Genomic DNA, 15,728 nt, shown 5'->3' with positions numbered 1-15,728 from the left:
GGCCTCGTGGCGAACAACATTTTTTTGTTGAAGAAATCCATTCTTCACGGGCACACGATAGAGCAGACTGCTCTAATCAAATGATTTCACTGAATCAGAACACACGAAACTGCTCTGAAGGCCATGCAGTTTGAGGAATTTGGAGCACTCTTTGGTGGACTCATGAGACGTGATTCGACCTGTTATTCAGAGTGAACGCGACACGAGTCCAGATTCGGTAGTCTGTACAAATGATAGAAGCTGCTCAGGTGAGATTGTTGCTCACGGCAAGTGACGAAGAGTTGACCGGACTGGTTGAACTTATCTCATTTGTTGGCTTGGAAGATCCAGTTGACGGACTACTCGGGCTGAGATCGATCGCTGAGTCGCCTCAACAGTTGAAGTCGCTTGGAGAGATACTTCCATCGCTGTTGTACTCCTTATCCGAAACAGCCGATCCCGATCGATCACTGCGAAACTTTCAAAGGTTTCTCAACGCGATTGATAATCGCGAACAAATGATTCAAGCGTTCGTCAAAAGCCCACGTTCGATCGAAATCCTGACTCGCCTCTTTGTCGGAAGCCAGTTTCTCACTGAGATTTTGTTACGTCATCCTGAATACCTGAATCGCCTCACGCAGTACAAACGCCTTGCCGAATTCAAAAGTCGAGAGGACTTTTTAAAAGACGCTGAGGCAAGCCTCACAAGCTCTGATTCGCTTAATGATCTAAAAATCCATTTGCGGACATTTCAGCAATGGGAAATTCTTCGCATTGCTGCTTGTGACACATTTCGTTTGATGGACTTAAAAACCGTCACGCTGCAACTCTCGTCCCTTGCAGATGCGATCGTACAAATCGCCTTGAAAGAAATTTTGCGAATCGAACAACTGAAAGCCTCTGACTTCACAGTCATTGCTTTCGGAAAACTGGGAGGCCTGGAACTTAATTACAGCTCTGATATCGACTTAGTCTTTCTTTGCGAGGAGCAGCCAGATCGACTCGCAAGTATCGGTCAGAAATTGATACAGGTTCTTTCGGATTTTACCCCCAAGGGGTTTCTCTACCGAGTCGATATGCGACTGCGACCATGGGGGAGTTCTGGTCCTTTGGTAACCACTGCTGACGCCTATTCAGCTTACTATAAAAACAACGCAGAATTGTGGGAGCGACAAGCGACCCTGAAAGCGAGAACAATTGCAGGGAACCTTCAGCTTGGCTACGAAGTACTTGAACGAGTGAAGAAGAAGGCATTCAGCGCAGATCCGGAAGTGGTGCGAGAGTCCGTCCGAGCGATGAAAGACCAAATCGAAGAGAAGATCTCAAGTCAATTCCGAACTCGTCACGGCGTCAAAGGTGGACCAGGTGGAATCCGTGATATTGAATTTCTTGTTCAGTATCTTCAATTCATTCACGGAAACGAATTGCCTCATATTCGTCGAGTCGGGACGCTCGAAAGTTTGATCTACCTTTCCGAAGCAAACTTGCTTCATGCTCAGGAATACCGAACCTTAAGCTCCGCATATGTGATGCTGCGAACAGTCGAACACTCGCTGCAATTGATGCATAACCAACCCGAATATTTTTTACCTGAGTCGAAACGTGAGTTGAACTACCTGGCTCGTCGACTCGATTTCCCGAATTCAGAACTGTTTTTGAAACAGTATGCAAACCAAACGAAAGCTGTCAAAGAGATTTTTGACAAACATCTGCGACAACGGAGAGACCAGCAGCCGGCTGCTCCTGAAGCTGCCACACCCTCTTCGATAAACTCATCGCACGAAACAAAATCGTTCGACGCCCCTGCTCTTCAAATGCAGTTGAGCGACTCCAACGTCGTCGCGATGGAAGTCCGCACTACGGGTGAATCCGAACACAAGCTATGCCTCGTCGGCTACCACCATATCGGCGAAGTCCCCATCTTTTGTGGGCTGTTGCTCGTCTATGGTTTCGACATCATCTCTGGAACATCTGAAACGATTCGCTCTACTGCGAGCGAACAATCTGTCTTCGTCAATCGCTTTCGTGTCAGAGCAACATCCGGACAATCGCTTCAAGAGAATGACGTTTGGAGCCAGTTTAAAACAGAATTGAACGCGCTGCTCAAACTCTCACTCGCCGGAAATGTTCTCGCCGCTCAGAAAGAACTGGTGCAACGACTCGCTGAAACCATTCCGTCTCAACCAGATCTCTCCGAACCGTTGCTGCCTGTAGAAATTTCCATCGAGCAAGATGAGAAATCGAATTCGACGATTTTAAATATTCAAGGTGAAGATGTCCCGGGGTTCTTGTTCGAATTGACCAACGCCATCTCCGTCAATGGGTATTCGATCAATCGGATGACTGTTGAATCTGACGGGACACACGCCATTGATACGCTTTGGATTGAAGAGCCAAATGGAAATACTGCTCTTGATGAGGTTCAACGAAATCACCTTCGTGCCACAATTGTGCTCATCAAACATTTCACACATTTCCTGCCACATGCCCCCAACTCTGAGAAGGCACTCCTACACTTCCGTGATTTGCTAACCAACCTTTTTGAGCAAGAGGACTGGATTGATCAAATGCAACGCCTTCAACAACCGGACGTCTTGAAGGCGATCGCAAAACTCTTAGGGTTCAGCGAATTTCTTTGGGAAGATTTTCTCCGCTTGCAGCATCACAATTTATTTCCAGTTGTGACGGACCTCTCAGGCCTGCAGCATCCAAGAACCCGAGAAGAGTTGTCGAAAGAACTTTCGGAAAAAATCAGAGATGTTGCACCAACTCAGAGACGCAAGGTTTTGAATGAGTTCAAAGACCGGGCCATGATGCGCGTCGACATGCGGCACATTCTTGAATTGCAATCTGAGTTTGGAATGTTCTCGCGAGAACTGACAGCTGTAGCTGAGACAGTCGTCGAAGCAGCTGTCGAACTTTGCCTGTCTCGGCTTCATTCCAAGTACGGTCGCCCGGAAAACGACCGGGGAGAGCAAGCTCAGTTCTCTCTTTGTGCGTTGGGAAAATGCGGGGGTTCTGAGCTCGGCTACGCTTCTGATATCGAGTTGATGTTTCTCTACGATCACGAGGGCCATACAAGTGGCCCACAACGAATCTCCAATGCGGAATTCTTTCAGCGACTCGTCGAACAATTCCAGAAGTCGATCTACAGTCGGGAAAAAAGAATCTTCGAAATAGACCTGCGACTGAGACCATACGGAAATGCGGGAAGCCTGGCTGTCTCTCAAAAAGTATTTGAAAACTACTTCAGCCTGGATGGACCTGCATGGCCATATGAACGACAGGCTTTGGTCAAGCTGCGCCCGATTGCCGGGGACCAAACTTACGGTAATGAGATCGTCGACCTGCGAGACCGACTCATTTACACCGGCAAGCCTTTTGACCTTTCTGCGATGCGAGCAATTCGAGAGAAGCAAATTCGTCAACTTGTGAAACCGGGAACTTTTCATGCCAAGTTAAGCCCGGGAGGGTTAGTTGACTGCGAGTATCTCATTCAAGGGCTACAGATGACATTCGGGCATCTCTCCAAAGAGATTCGCGAACCGAACACCCGCCTGGCGATGAAAGGGCTGGAACAGCAGGGAATTCTCTCTTCAGACCAGCGAGTCAAACTCCGAGACGCCTACCGATTTTTAAGGCGACTCATTGACGGAATGCGAATGGTTCGCGGAGACGCCAGCGACCTCACGATTCCGCATCACGAAACTGAACAGTTTGAGTTTCTCGCCAAAAGGCTGGGCTTCAAACAGAAGGACCTCCACAGCGAAATTGAACTACAAACATTCGCGGTCAGAGAGTTCATCCCTCAGTTTGAACAGCTAATCGGTTCCACTAATCGACCCCGTTAGAGCATCTTTCGAATTGGTTTGCAGGATCTGTCTCGTGGCGAACAGCATTTTAATTAGAACTGATCCTGAAACTTGAAATTGCTCTCTCAATCATTGAGAAAAGCAGCTATCCCAGAAGTTTTCGGACTGGTTCTAAAGTAATGCATTCTTCACGGGCACACGGTAGAGCAAACTGCTCAAATTGTCCCGCTGATCGGCTCAGTTGAAAACCGCGATTCCAAAGAGAATCGTTGAGAGCAAAAAGACAACGGTGAGTGCGTGGTATCCGAGCTTTAAGAGTGAGGTCGTCAGGAACGGTTTGGCCTCCAGCACTGCCTGAAGCGAGAGGCGAACTCCCCAGAAAAGCATCCCGTAAGTACAGAATGCTTTTGCGAGCAGCGACCCTTCAGCCAAATCATCTGCAGCCACAATGCAAATGAGGCCTAAGGTCACAATTCCCAGAACCACATATCCACCGTACACATAGAAGAGTTGGCGATGCAGTTTCGGAAGAGGAGCCAAGTCCTCTTTCCAACTGAGTTGAAATGGAACCAGCGCGGATGCGAAAAGCACTCCCAGCTGAAGAATCCCAAGGACAACAAACATTTGACTGGTCATGATTCGATAGCTCCTGGAGCAAATCCTAAATTGATCTCTACGTTCGTCCTCGTAGCAAGCTGGCTATGGAATCAGAAAAAATGAGATTCACAGACACCACAAGAATTAAAAATTTCCTAAGTCTCTCAACATCGGAATGATGACGTTTTCCTGAAACGGGAAATGAACTAGTAACGAGACCGGTAACAAGACTGTCATCGCAGTGAACAACCAGCCGGTCCAACCGCGATTGAGCTGTAAAGTCTTTCCGAGGCGGGATCGTTCAAAGCTGATCGCCAAGGCCTGAATCAAAAAATAGAGAGTCGGCAACCCGTAGCCTCCATGAGCGGGTATTGAAATCACGAGATCATGAACCAATCCGCTAAAGAGAAAAGTTGCCCAAAGTCCGAGTTGTGCCTGTTTCCTTCTCACCAGCGGATAGAAGATAAATTCTCGTGAGAGGTCACGGAATCCGGTATTCCAACGACTCCAAAAATCGGCCACGCCCGTCGCGCGCCATGGCTCATTCATTAACGACGTCGATGCAAATCCCGCACTCCTTAACGTGAGCGAAAGTAAGTCCAGAAACCCGAAATGGAGTATCAATACGACTCCGATCATCCCGACCGTAGCGGTCAGGGACCTCTGCTCAATTGCAATCGCAGGCACGATCACCGCAACAGAGAGGATTCCGACGAGGAAAAATATCGACGCACAAACCCATTCACTCCGACAGGGGAGCACGACTTTCGAGCGGTCTGACAGAAATCGTTTGGCGTTGAGTCCCGGTTCGAAAAACAGGTAAACGAGTGACTTCCTCCAATTGCCAGCAGGCTGGGCTCGCATCCATGTGAGCACTTTACAAGTCCCATACACGACGACTGCAATAGCCCACATGAAGACCCAATTCGGATTCAGCAACTTTGTGCTGAGGTTGATCGCCAAAAAGGTGATCAAAGCGAAAGCGAATCCCGCGATCGTGATCGGAGCATTTTCAGTGCTGATCAGACCCGTGAAGGCCGCTCTCATCCCATTGTAGACTCCTCGCCACGAGGCAGAGCGAATAGACGAAGATTGAATTTCCGCTGGCGGGACTTTTCCTCTACTCGACTTGTTCATTGCAGTCCACATCGGTTCCCTTTGACAGTTTTCGCAAACGAGTGGGAAGCGATCAAAGATCGTTTCGCCCACTGCATCCCACTTCTTCTATGAAAACCGTAAGCAAGGGGCTGGGTTCACAATGTTTGTTTCGTTTATTCTCCTAAAGGTTTCTCGCCCCAATAATGAAAATGTTCTACTCGTGCTGTCTCATGGATCTGTGCGAACTCCAGTCCCCCTCAGCCACTGCCGCTCAATCGTGCTGGGGAGGAGTCTGGCTGATTTCGGGTTTGCGTCCGTCCTGGATTTGATTGATTTCCTGCGTGATTTCCTGAACAGCTTTCTCATCGAGATGCAGGCCGAAAGTGAGCGAGAACTGCCGTGTTTCCCCCGGAGCCAATTTCGGAACGCGGCCGAATTGGCGTTCGACTCGACGGTTGAACGGGAAGCACGTTCCAGGTTCGAGTCCGGTGACGTAGCCATCTGCTTTGGCGGTCGTGTTCTTCCAGATGGTGAAGTAGGGAAGCTGCTTCGTCTGGAAACTGATCGATGCCGCTCGTTGACCACTTTTGCTTTTCAGGCAAACGGTTGTTTCTCCATCTGCATTCGCAAAGAGTTCAGTCAAGAAAACCTGCTCGCTGAATCCCGGAGTTGGAGCAGCGTATGTCGAATAATCCTTCAGCCCGGCAATGGCAGTTTCGTTCATCGGGGCGAGAGACTTAATCGGAGCAAGCAGCTCGGCTCCTTCTTCCAACAGAGGTGCCCCATAATTCGTATGATAAATCAGCATCAATTCCTGATCGCCGGCTCCGCGATTGGTCACCCAATCAGAAACAGTGATTTCCTGAGAACCGGGGACTGTTGAAATTTCGGTGATGAGTTCGAGTTTGGGACCGAAGAACATTCGCTCATGAACAGTTCCACGAATCGTAATTCGGTGCGGAGCTTCTTTTTGAATTCGCAATTCCACCTCAGATGCAGGGATGTTGCCCACTTTACCATGCAGCGTCAGTTCCATCTCGGCCTCGGCTCCCGTGTTGTCGACGAACTTGTCGGTTCCCGGATGACCGGCGAACTCCAGCCCGCAACGGACCATCCACTCATTGAATCCATCGAGCCATCCGAGTCCGCCACGGGTATCGAGATCGACAAATTGAGGATGGACGACCTCTTTAACAGGGGATTCCCAACCGAGCCTGAAATCTCCGACCTGCATGTCAAGAATGCTCAGCCCACGAGTCGGGATGATGCGAATTTTCATTCGCCCGTTGTCGAGAGTAATCAGATCGACTCCTTCCTGTTTTCCCCCTCGCAGAATTTCCTTGCGTACTCGCCATTTGGAATCGGCAGCCACGCCTCCAAAGTCCTTGGGCGATAGCGTTATCGAATCGACGTATTGCTTCTCAGCGGTGTTCGTGATTGTAAAACGGTGAAAGTCATCCGCTCCCTGACAGGCCGAATTCATGACGATGATGGCGAAGAGAAGAGATGAAGTGATGCACAGAGACGATCGGAACAGCTGCATGGAAACCCCTCAAGGAAAACAAGTGAGAAAATCGGCTCCATCATCTACTGCCTCTCTGAGAACTGCAACGTTGTGCACCGAGAACCTGCTATTGTTAAAACGCTCGCCCCGGGATGATGCACACTCTTTTGGTGTTTCGCTACCATACTGCGAAGATTGTCAGCCAAGAATTTTCAACACGAATTTGATTATGAACGCCCCCAGAACGATGTCGCTGAAAGAACTTCAGGAACTGATTCAGAAAATGTATTCGTCTAAGGACGAACAACGTGGCATCGACGGAACGTTCATGTGGTTGATGGAAGAGGTCGGAGAATTGGCTGCGGCATTGCGAGAAGGGACGCCTGAAGAACTTGCGAGAGAGTTCGCCGATGTGCTTGCCTGGCTGGCAACGATTGCAAACGTTGCCAACATCGATCTGGAACAGGCTGTCATCGAAAAATATGGCAACGGTTGTCCGGGATGCGGAGAGATGGTTTGCAACTGCCGGATCGAAGAGAAACCGTAATGGAGAGAAATGATAAATCGTGAATGCAAAAAGCACGCTTTAAGAAGCGTGCTTTTTGTGAATTGATCGGCTCTGTGCAAGCGTTGATACGCTTAATTGAACTTCCAGCCGTAACTTTGCAGTTCCAGGGCGAGAAAGATGCATCCTGTGATGAGTGATGCGACTGCCACAAACAACAGGCCAACGTAAATGTCTGGTGCTGCGTCTTCTCCACGTGCCATGATTGGACTCCCGATAAAGATTGAATTCAAGTGGAAATCGGATCTTCGATCCGGGGAATAGTATTTGAACTGATCCTGAAATTGCCCTCTCAAGTGTTGAGAAAAGTGGCTATTTCAGGGGTTTTCGGACTGGTTCTAGTTCGAAGAAAGGCTGACTGCTGGCTGCCCGAGTTTGGACGTGACAGTGTCACTCTTCTGAATGATGCCGTTCTTTGCTGGCAGGATGACACGTGCAACAGCGGTGTTGGGTTCGATATCAACAACTCGAACACGTCCAAGCCAATCCGATGTCCCATCTTCATTGAGGCGAATGACATCGAGTTCGTGGCTGACGATGAGTCCGTCGTCGCTGCCGATTGAGAGTTGGACAAATTCAATGCGATTGGCCCGGTTCTTACTGACATCAATGACCAACCCTTCGACAGGTGGCGGAGGAAGCTTCATCTTCTCGACCACATCGGGATCGGTTTCCAGATTGTGTGCAGCGACGACACGTTCTAAGTAGGCTGTTTTCTCAAGCATCTTGTCGTAGCGAGCACGCAACTCTTCCAGATTGACGTTTCCAGTGAAGACCTGATCCTGAAGATCGCGATTTTTAGCAGACTCGGTGTCCAAGGCAACGCGGAGCTTATCGTTTTCGATTCGCTGCTTCTCTGCTTCCTGTTGTCGGAAGACAGCTTCCTGTTGCTTGGCCATGGCAAGACCGGTTTGCTCTTCGCGTTGAGTTTCTTTCTTCTCAACTTCGATCGCCAGACCTTTGTTCTGGGCATCCAATGTTTGATTCAATGCCTGGAATCGATCCGCTCGAGCTTTTTCTTCGGCGAGTTTCGTCGCATGGTCCTGTCGAGCAAGTGCGAGCTCTTGCTCGACTTGTTGCTTGGCAGTCTGCAACTCATTCTTTTGAGTCTGTTCTGCGACATACTTGGAGTGCCAGTTCTGGTGCATGGAGTACACAGCTCCAGCAAAGGCCATAAACAGGAGGCTGAGAACCACCTGAACGACTACCAGAATTTTTCCGACGTATGACATTTTTCACTCCGAACGTGATCTCTGAGGAGAAACTCACTTCAATATCTGCACAAATCCTGAAACTTGATGATGGCTTCTCAAATTTTTAAGCGAAGCCAGTGTTCAAAATTTTCAGTCGAGCTCTAAATCAATTACTGTGGCTTTGGATTGTATTCTTTGGTCAAAAGCTGATTTCGTTCATCTGCACGAATGAGAAGTTCGTTCAGTTGGAAATTGACGTCTTGCAACTGGGCGCGAATTTCTTTCAGTCGAAATAAATCGGCTTTTAACTCTTCCACCTGTTGACTCAATCGGAAAATATCTTCCCGACGTGAGACAACCTGTCGTTCGATTTTTTGAGCCTCTTCCGCCATCGATGTGACCTTCGACGTAAGGTCACTCTCCTGCTGGGTCAGGTCGGCAATCCGAACTCGCAGCTTATCAATATATGCCTGTAGCGCTTTATCGTCGACTTCCTGCAACTTGCTGAGCCGCTCATTTCGAGTTTGTAGAATCGGTTCTCTGGCTTGCAGTTCCTGAAGTTCTTGCTGCTGCTTCTGATAAACTTCGTCCATCACTTTGCTGAGAACTTCAGGTAAGACTTTGGACGTCGCAACTTGTCCCCCGTCACTTCCACGTGTCGCAGTCCAGGATGGATCCGCTCCGACAGAACGGGAAATCTGGTAATCCTGGAAATACGGCGCATCCATGACGTCTATCCAATCGGGACCGCCAAAGGTCGTCGCGATGGCGAATCCGACAAAGGAAAGACTGGCGACTGCCACAAAGACAGCGAGAATTTTGCTGATTTTCGTCATGCCAGAGAGTTACCTGATTGAATGCTGGACGAAAAGGAGTTTAAGGAATCTTTGATGCGTTCACATCCTCCAGAGCTAGAAATCTCTGGAGATCGCTGCGCGACACCATGAAACATGGTCAGAATTGGAATAATAAGATGTTTCGTGATAGTACGACTGCGAAAATCTAATTGTCAACGAGTTTAAGGTATTCCATGTGAGATGTTTCTTCCTGACAAATCACATCGAAGCTCGAACTGATCAGCTGGAATTCTCGAAAAGAGAACTCCATATCGACAGTTTTCGGCATTCATAGACCAAAGTGGAGACAGAAGTGCCTGAGTTTCGACGATGACGCAGAGTCGATGGGAACTGAGAGTGACTGTATCGATTGTACGACTTAAGGCTTTCAGGAATTACGGAGGATCGTAGCCAGGCCGACTAAATGGATGGCAACGACAAATCCGAAGAAGACCTTTGGTCGCTCCGCGGATTGCTCCGTATTTTTTGACCGCCTCAATAAAGTATACACTGCAAGATGGCTCAAATCGACATCTTCCTCCCAGGAAAGGACCTAATGTGATCTGGTAGCCTTTCACAGCGAGGATTAGCAGAAACGAAGGAAGTTGGTAGAGAATCTTCACAAGACGATCCCAGAAGCCAAGGTTGTCGATTTCAGATTTCCTATTACCTTTGGACCGCTGGCCTCGACTTGATGACAAGTCGCGAGTCCACACCACACACAGTGCCCAAAATCAGTGGCAATTCTGGCATCAGTGAGATCCGCAACTCCCGCAGCCCCCTCCACCACCACTCGAAGGCATCGCCACAGGCCCATCTTCACCAACTGGTTGGACTTCGATAATGCCCAATCCGGCAGCTGCAGCCTGCAATGCCAACTTTGTGCATTCGGGACCACGTTCGTTCAAGACGTACAGAATCTGCTTTTCTCCATCCAGTGTCCAATCGATATCGATCAGCTGGAGATCAAGCCCCCAGTCTTCAATCCGTTGGTACCAGTCGTCGAATTCGGCCTGAACTCGTTCTCTGAGAATCACTTCCTGTTGGCAATCTGCTTCTGTTTTCAAACGTTGAATCTGAAAACTCGGCTCAACCACTTCCACGCCAGGCTCTACCGGCGGCTTGATGAGCTCCAACACTTTTCCGGGTTCCAACCCGCGATGAGTCTCGACAATCACTTCGTCATCCCGACGAATCGTCAACTCTGCGGGAATTCCGGCACGTGCGACTTCAGGAACCGCACCATAGCGAACAAGGGCAACGTTCATGTTTGAGTCTAAATCATTGATATTGAATGAATAGGGATTCGATTGGTCCCACACCTGGTCCCACACTGAGATTTCAGCTCGCTTGATGATACCATGTCCACGCTGCCAGTTGCGAGAGGGTACTGGTCCCAACCGGGAGTTTTTCGTTAGCCTGAATGCTGAACGGTCCGGCACTTCGAGTGCATGACTGACCTCGGACTCCCTCAATGATTTTCAAGAACAATGCAATTTCAAGAAGAGAAACAGTCTGAATCGATTTGCTACCTGAATGGCGACATGATCCCGTTTCAGGATGCGAGATTGCCGGTGTTCGATCTGGCGATCATGCAGGGAGCGACAGTCACCGAACGTCTGCGCACGTTTCGGCATGTTCCATATGATGTGGACGCACACCTGAAACGGTTACAACAATCTCTCGACCTCGTCGGGTGGCCGAACTTACCTGACTTGAGCAATTTATCGCATGTCGTTGCAGAAATCGCTCGCCTGAACACCAAGAATCTCGCCGTCAATTCAGACCTGGCGATTGTCCTCTTCATCTCAGCCGGGCAAGCTGTCGGGGATTCCAACGGGCTGATCGATCAAAGCAAACCGACAGTTTGCGTCTATTCAGCTCCACTTCCTTTTTCGAAATGGATCGCTGGATACACCCAGGGTGTTGAACTCATCGTGCCTGAAGTTCGGCAGATTCCCCGAATCAGCATCGATCCCAAAATCAAAATGCGCAGCCGTTTGCATTGGCAACTGGCCGATCAGGAAGCTCGTAGAAAAAACCCACGAGCGCTGGCTTTACTTCTTGATGAATATGATTGCCTCACCGAAACCAGCAGCGGCAATTTGATGATCGTCAAGAACGGAGCGGTGTTCTCTCCTCGTGAATCTCAAACACTCGATGGAATCAGCCGACAGCACGTGATTCAAATTTGTGAAGAGCTTGAAATCCCATTCACGTTTACCGACCTGAAGAAATCGGATTTACTGCAAGCTGATGAAGCCTTTTTGACCTCATCGACGTTCTGCCTGATGCCCGTTACGTCAGTGGACGGGAACTCGATTGGAACCTCGACCCCGGGAACTGTGACTGAAAAAATCCGTCAGTCTTGGACAACATCCATTGGGCTCGATTTCGTGGAACAGGCAAAGAGCGCAAAATGAGCCGGGAGGCGCCAGCTTGGCGTCTGCTGAAGACTTTGTATTCGAGAAGTGAGACGGAAAGAGATGTGTCACCTTCCGGAGAGGCCAATCGTCCCGAAACTACGGTGATCGACAAATTTCTCCTGACGCTCGCTTTACTCGCTGGTCACTTTGAGTTGCTTCATCCGCTCTCGGGCACGATGCAAAGTCGGGCCAATCGAGTTTTCTGGAATCCCGATGAGGTTACTGATCTCCCGGTAGCTCTTCCCTTCGAGGTGATAGAGCCGAACAACGTTGGCTTCTGAAGCGGGCAGCTGAGCTAACAAGACACGAACTTCTTCCGTGTCCGAGAGTCGCTGCACGTGATCGGACCCTCCGCCATGCAATGCCGATTGATGAGCATTGACGTGGCCCATTGCCTCCAGCTGCTTTCGCTTGATGACAGCTTTGACAACAATGCGCCTTGCTACCACAACCAGATAGCTGGCCAAGGACGAACGCCCTTTAAAGTGCCGGAGTACCGCAAATTCATTTTTCAGGAGCGTCAGAAAGATTTCCGAGCAAAGATCTTCGATATCAGCCTGAGAGAGTTTCAAGCTGCGAGCATGTGCCGTGTGGCTGATAACATGGATGAAGAGCCCTAGAAATCGATCAACAAACGCTTCCCAAGCCCCGGGCTCACGCTGGAGGCAGCGGTTGAGGATTTGTCGATCTGTTTCCAGTAATGGCACGAGGAACGCCCTATTTCAGAGATCTCTGACAGTGAGAGAAGTTCACAATGTCCACATTGGCAATGTCGTCTCTGCATCCTTCTTGACAACACTGCTTATGTTCTTGTCGTCGTTATCACTGCTTCATTTTATGCGTGAAGTGACGAAACGGCAACTGGGACCATCTGTTCACTAGTCTTTCGGCTCATTCGGCGAAAGATTTTAACGAATCCGAATGATCCGGAAAAACCGGCTGTATTGACGTATCGACATCAACCGAACCATAATAACCAGAGTAAGATATGACCTGTGGGTTGCATAAGCTTGGTCCGCAAGGACACTGTGGGGTTACCCCACGGGAGAAACGTTGTTCGAGATTCGTCGGATGAAGCTGTGTGACGGAAAGCATTGTTTCCGTCACACAGCTTCGCCACAGGATGCGTTGTGCAACCCACCGGTCAGTCTTCGTTTTCATTGAGACTATTCGTACACCTGAACTTTCAAACATTTTTTGCCGGCCTGGGAAAAGCACAAACATCATGGGGCTTTTTGACTTCATTAAAGGCTTGTTTGGCGGTTCTGCTCAGGTGCAATCCGGGCCCACTCACGCTGACGTTAATCCCGCTCACGATCAGGCTGGGAGAGACCAGACTGAGACAAGTTACGCAGAAAGTATTCACGCTGATGCTGGCGAAGCAGTTCCACATGAACATTCGTCCCCCCAAAACTCTTCTTCGAACAAAGTTTTTCGCGAAAGAAAAGCATCGAAAAACATTGTCCTGAGGAAATTCAGCTATCGACCAAGCACTGTTGCGACTCCTCAAGAGCAAGAAATTGTCAGGCACCGCCCCTACAAATTTGCCGTTCCGGGACCGCACACAGGAGAGTTTCTAGATCTCAGTCAGGATGCCGATGAACGCTGGCTGGAATATTACGGATTGCCAACACTGGCGACTCCGGACGACCTGGCAGACTGGTTCGGCATTTCTATCGGAAAGCTGGCGTGGCTGACTCATCGAATGCGGGATGGCAACCGTCCTAAAGATGTCAAAGATGCTCACTATCACTTTCAATGGAAAAAGAAACGCTCAGGAAGTTGGCGACTGATCGAAGCTCCCAAGGAGGAATTAAAGGGAGTCCAAACAAAAATTCTTCGCGAAATCCTCGACCTTGTTCCCGCCCATCCGGCAGCTCACGGATTTGTCCCGGGGCGTTCCATTCTCTCAAACGCGGTCCCGCATGTCGGCAGTAAGTTTTTGTTGAAGTTGGATCTGGAAAACTTCTATCCGACAGTTCGTTACTCGCGCGTTGTGGCCATTTTCCGTAGCCTTGGATTTAGCCGAGAAGTCAGCATCTGGCTTGCTCGCTTAACGGTTTCAGCTCCTCCGTGGAGTCTGGATGCGCCTAAGAAAAACTGGGAGTTCTGGCAGTTGATGCCACCTCATCTCCCGCAAGGTGCACCCACATCCCCTGCCCTCGCCAACTTATCAGCCTTTGCTCTCGACGTCCGACTGTCGGGGATGGCCAAGGCTTACAATCTCAAATACACCCGCTACGCCGATGACCTCACGTTCTCGGGACCGGGCTTATCGATCCCTGCCCTCAATGAATTCATCCCGCTGACCTCGAAAATCATCGCTGCCGAACGCTTCTTCGTGAATAAGAAGAAGCGAAAGATCATCCGCAACAGCCAACGGCAATGCGTGACCGGGGTTGTGGTTAACGAAAAGATCAACGTTTCTCGGCAAGACTACGATCAACTGAAAGCGATCTTGCATAACTGTGTCAAAACTGGTCCGCAACAACAAAACCGAAATCAGCACCCCGATTTCGCCTCTCATCTCCGCGGACGGATCGCCCATATGATGCAATTGAATCCAAGCCGGGGAGCGAAATTGCTTGAGATCTACCAGAAGATCCGCTGGTAAGCATCCATCAGCTGTTTACAAGAGAGACAACTCTTCTCAGAATCGGAAGCGAATCCAGGAAGGAGCTCGCGATTCTGATGTCTGAGCAACTCGACAATCCGTTCGAAACCCCTTCGCCCAAGGGAATTCGCATCGTTCAAGCCACGTTACGTGTGGTGGTTGCAATTCAGTGCTGGGGTTACGCAGCTGGTCATTTGCACCATGGAAAACACTTCGCTCTCCTTGAAATTCTGAGGAAGGGGGGCAAGTTTCCAGATGCGAAAATCGCTCTCTTCGAAGACTACACCGCTTACTTCCTGATCGCCTGTGGTGTGATCAGCCTCTTTAGACCGATGTGGGCCATGCTGATTCCGCTGGGAGCTTTTCAGGTCGGAACTGCGATCGGAGTCATCCTTGCTCAGAAAGGTCTCCTGCCGTATCTGGAAGTCATGAATCAAGCAGTCCGAATGACTGTTCCGACCGCGCTGCTTATGGTCGACTTCTGGCCTCCTCGTGTGAAACCGACGCTGGCGTTCTGTCTCTCGTCAATTAAAATGTTACGGCTGGCAACCGCCACGACTTTCTTCGGCCACGGCCTGCTTGTACTCCACCAGTACCAAGCTGGCGGAGAGTTTGTCGAAATCATCGGGAGGACAGCTCGCAATGTTTTCCATTACCCGATCACGCGTGGTCACGCTCAAATGGTGCTCGTGATGATTGGAATTGCGGAGATCGCACTTGCTTTGAATTTGATGACATCGCGCAACCGAATCATTGCGTTTGTGATGGCAACATGGGGTTTAATACTCGCAGCCAGTTACACTCTCGCATACGGACAGGACGGCTACGACCGCACACTCATCCGAATCGCCAATTGCGGAGCCCCACTGACAGTGCTGCTCTTCTGGATGAAAGCCATTCAGGAACAAAAGCCGATCATACTTCCTGAAGTCGAAGATGTCGGCTGACCCAGCTATCGCGAGCCCGACTCTGAAGCAAAGCCAATGCTTGCTTCACACATTCTGCCTCATGGCAAGCTGGCAACAAAAGTGAGGAAGTGACGAAAACGACCTGCAGGAGTGCTCAACATAACTCGTAGCTCGGGACCATTGTCCCGAGCAGCCA

Annotated in this window: 14 protein-coding genes; 5 read left to right on the top strand and 9 right to left on the bottom strand. The window is 49.7% G+C overall.

Going from position 1 to position 15,728, the window contains the following annotated elements:
- Nucleotides 1-248 precede the first annotated feature (248 nt).
- Nucleotides 249-3,830, top strand: a complete 3,582-nt coding sequence (locus Mal48_RS00495) for a [protein-PII] uridylyltransferase family protein (protein WP_231739811.1) — start codon at nt 249-251, stop codon at nt 3,828-3,830.
- A gap of 198 nt (nt 3,831-4,028) precedes the next feature.
- On the opposite strand, the gene Mal48_RS00490 is transcribed toward Mal48_RS00495, so the two are convergent.
- The 3 genes from Mal48_RS00490 to Mal48_RS00480 form a co-directional block, all read right to left on the bottom strand.
- Nucleotides 4,029-4,427 (bottom strand): hypothetical protein, encoded by a 399-nt coding sequence (locus Mal48_RS00490; protein WP_145195125.1) that lies wholly within the window; start codon nt 4,425-4,427, stop codon nt 4,029-4,031.
- Between the two features lie 105 nt (nt 4,428-4,532).
- A complete protein-coding gene (locus Mal48_RS00485; protein WP_145195123.1) occupies nt 4,533-5,537 on the bottom strand; it encodes an MBOAT family protein in 1,005 nt (334 codons plus the stop codon).
- A 220-nt stretch (nt 5,538-5,757) separates the two neighbouring features.
- Nucleotides 5,758-7,029, bottom strand: a complete 1,272-nt coding sequence (locus Mal48_RS00480; RefSeq protein ID WP_145195121.1) for an aldose 1-epimerase family protein — start codon at nt 7,027-7,029, stop codon at nt 5,758-5,760.
- A gap of 190 nt (nt 7,030-7,219) precedes the next feature.
- Here Mal48_RS00480 and Mal48_RS00475 point away from each other — a divergent pair, with 190 nt between their 5' ends.
- Complete coding sequence (locus Mal48_RS00475; RefSeq protein WP_145195119.1) at nt 7,220-7,537, top strand: MazG nucleotide pyrophosphohydrolase domain-containing protein; 318 nt, start codon at nt 7,220-7,222, stop codon at nt 7,535-7,537.
- 92 nt (nt 7,538-7,629) lie between these two features.
- Here the strand turns inward: Mal48_RS00475 and Mal48_RS23715 are convergent, their stop codons facing one another.
- The 5 genes from Mal48_RS23715 to Mal48_RS00455 form a co-directional block, all read right to left on the bottom strand.
- Complete coding sequence (locus Mal48_RS23715) at nt 7,630-7,758, bottom strand: hypothetical protein (RefSeq protein ID WP_261341963.1); 129 nt, start codon at nt 7,756-7,758, stop codon at nt 7,630-7,632.
- Between the two features lie 135 nt (nt 7,759-7,893).
- A complete protein-coding gene (locus Mal48_RS00470; RefSeq protein ID WP_145195118.1) occupies nt 7,894-8,787 on the bottom strand; it encodes a hypothetical protein in 894 nt (297 codons plus the stop codon).
- Between the two features lie 131 nt (nt 8,788-8,918).
- Complete coding sequence (locus Mal48_RS00465) at nt 8,919-9,584, bottom strand: hypothetical protein (protein WP_145195116.1); 666 nt, start codon at nt 9,582-9,584, stop codon at nt 8,919-8,921.
- A 395-nt stretch (nt 9,585-9,979) separates the two neighbouring features.
- Nucleotides 9,980-10,207, bottom strand: a complete 228-nt coding sequence (yidD, locus tag Mal48_RS00460) for a membrane protein insertion efficiency factor YidD (RefSeq protein WP_231739810.1) — start codon at nt 10,205-10,207, stop codon at nt 9,980-9,982.
- 129 nt (nt 10,208-10,336) lie between these two features.
- On the bottom strand, nt 10,337-10,852 hold the full coding sequence (locus Mal48_RS00455) for a hypothetical protein (RefSeq protein ID WP_145195114.1): 516 nt from the start codon (nt 10,850-10,852) through the stop codon (nt 10,337-10,339).
- A 222-nt stretch (nt 10,853-11,074) separates the two neighbouring features.
- On the opposite strand from Mal48_RS00455, the gene Mal48_RS00450 reads away from it, so the two are divergent.
- The gene (locus Mal48_RS00450; protein WP_145195113.1) at nt 11,075-12,007 is read left to right on the top strand and encodes an aminotransferase class IV; all 933 of its coding nucleotides are present in this window, start codon (nt 11,075-11,077) and stop codon (nt 12,005-12,007) included.
- Nucleotides 12,008-12,141: 134 nt separating this feature from the next.
- Here Mal48_RS00450 and Mal48_RS00445 read toward each other — a convergent pair whose 3' ends face one another.
- Nucleotides 12,142-12,717 carry an RNA polymerase sigma factor gene (locus Mal48_RS00445; RefSeq protein ID WP_145195110.1) on the bottom strand — a complete coding sequence of 192 codons (576 nt, stop codon included), beginning with the start codon at nt 12,715-12,717 and terminating at the stop codon, nt 12,142-12,144.
- 518 nt (nt 12,718-13,235) lie between these two features.
- Between Mal48_RS00445 and Mal48_RS00440 the strand changes: the two genes are divergently transcribed.
- Together Mal48_RS00440 and Mal48_RS00435 are read left to right on the top strand one after the other, a co-directional pair.
- Nucleotides 13,236-14,624, top strand: coding sequence for a reverse transcriptase family protein (locus Mal48_RS00440; RefSeq protein ID WP_197441936.1), 1,389 nt, complete (start codon nt 13,236-13,238; stop codon nt 14,622-14,624).
- 77 nt (nt 14,625-14,701) lie between these two features.
- Entirely contained in the window at nt 14,702-15,571 is an 870-nt protein-coding gene (locus Mal48_RS00435) for a hypothetical protein (RefSeq protein ID WP_145195106.1), read from the top strand.
- Nucleotides 15,572-15,728 lie beyond the last annotated feature (157 nt).

This window comes from Thalassoglobus polymorphus, from assembly GCF_007744255.1.
Classification (GTDB): domain Bacteria; phylum Planctomycetota; class Planctomycetia; order Planctomycetales; family Planctomycetaceae; genus Thalassoglobus; species Thalassoglobus polymorphus.
This window is presented reverse-complemented; position numbering and strand designations above follow the sequence as displayed.

What these genes read in the sequence shown, in the direction of transcription:
- Mal48_RS00465 (WP_145195116.1), bottom strand. Translation starts at nt 9,584, where the DNA reads ATGACGAAAATCAGCAAAATTCTCGCTGTCTTTGTGGCAGTCGCCAGT.
- Mal48_RS00440 (WP_197441936.1), top strand. Translation starts at nt 13,236, where the DNA reads ATGGGGCTTTTTGACTTCATTAAAGGCTTGTTTGGCGGTTCTGCTCAG.
- Mal48_RS00435 (WP_145195106.1), top strand. Translation starts at nt 14,702, where the DNA reads ATGTCTGAGCAACTCGACAATCCGTTCGAAACCCCTTCGCCCAAGGGA.
- Mal48_RS00485 (WP_145195123.1), bottom strand. Translation starts at nt 5,537, where the DNA reads ATGTGGACTGCAATGAACAAGTCGAGTAGAGGAAAAGTCCCGCCAGCG.
- Mal48_RS00450 (WP_145195113.1), top strand. Translation starts at nt 11,075, where the DNA reads ATGCAATTTCAAGAAGAGAAACAGTCTGAATCGATTTGCTACCTGAAT.
- Mal48_RS00455 (WP_145195114.1), bottom strand. Translation starts at nt 10,852, where the DNA reads ATGAACGTTGCCCTTGTTCGCTATGGTGCGGTTCCTGAAGTCGCACGT.
- Mal48_RS00480 (WP_145195121.1), bottom strand. Translation starts at nt 7,029, where the DNA reads ATGCAGCTGTTCCGATCGTCTCTGTGCATCACTTCATCTCTTCTCTTC.
- Mal48_RS00475 (WP_145195119.1), top strand. Translation starts at nt 7,220, where the DNA reads ATGAACGCCCCCAGAACGATGTCGCTGAAAGAACTTCAGGAACTGATT.
- Mal48_RS23715 (WP_261341963.1), bottom strand. Translation starts at nt 7,758, where the DNA reads ATGGCACGTGGAGAAGACGCAGCACCAGACATTTACGTTGGCCTGTTG.
- Mal48_RS00470 (WP_145195118.1), bottom strand. Translation starts at nt 8,787, where the DNA reads ATGTCATACGTCGGAAAAATTCTGGTAGTCGTTCAGGTGGTTCTCAGC.
- Mal48_RS00490 (WP_145195125.1), bottom strand. Translation starts at nt 4,427, where the DNA reads ATGACCAGTCAAATGTTTGTTGTCCTTGGGATTCTTCAGCTGGGAGTG.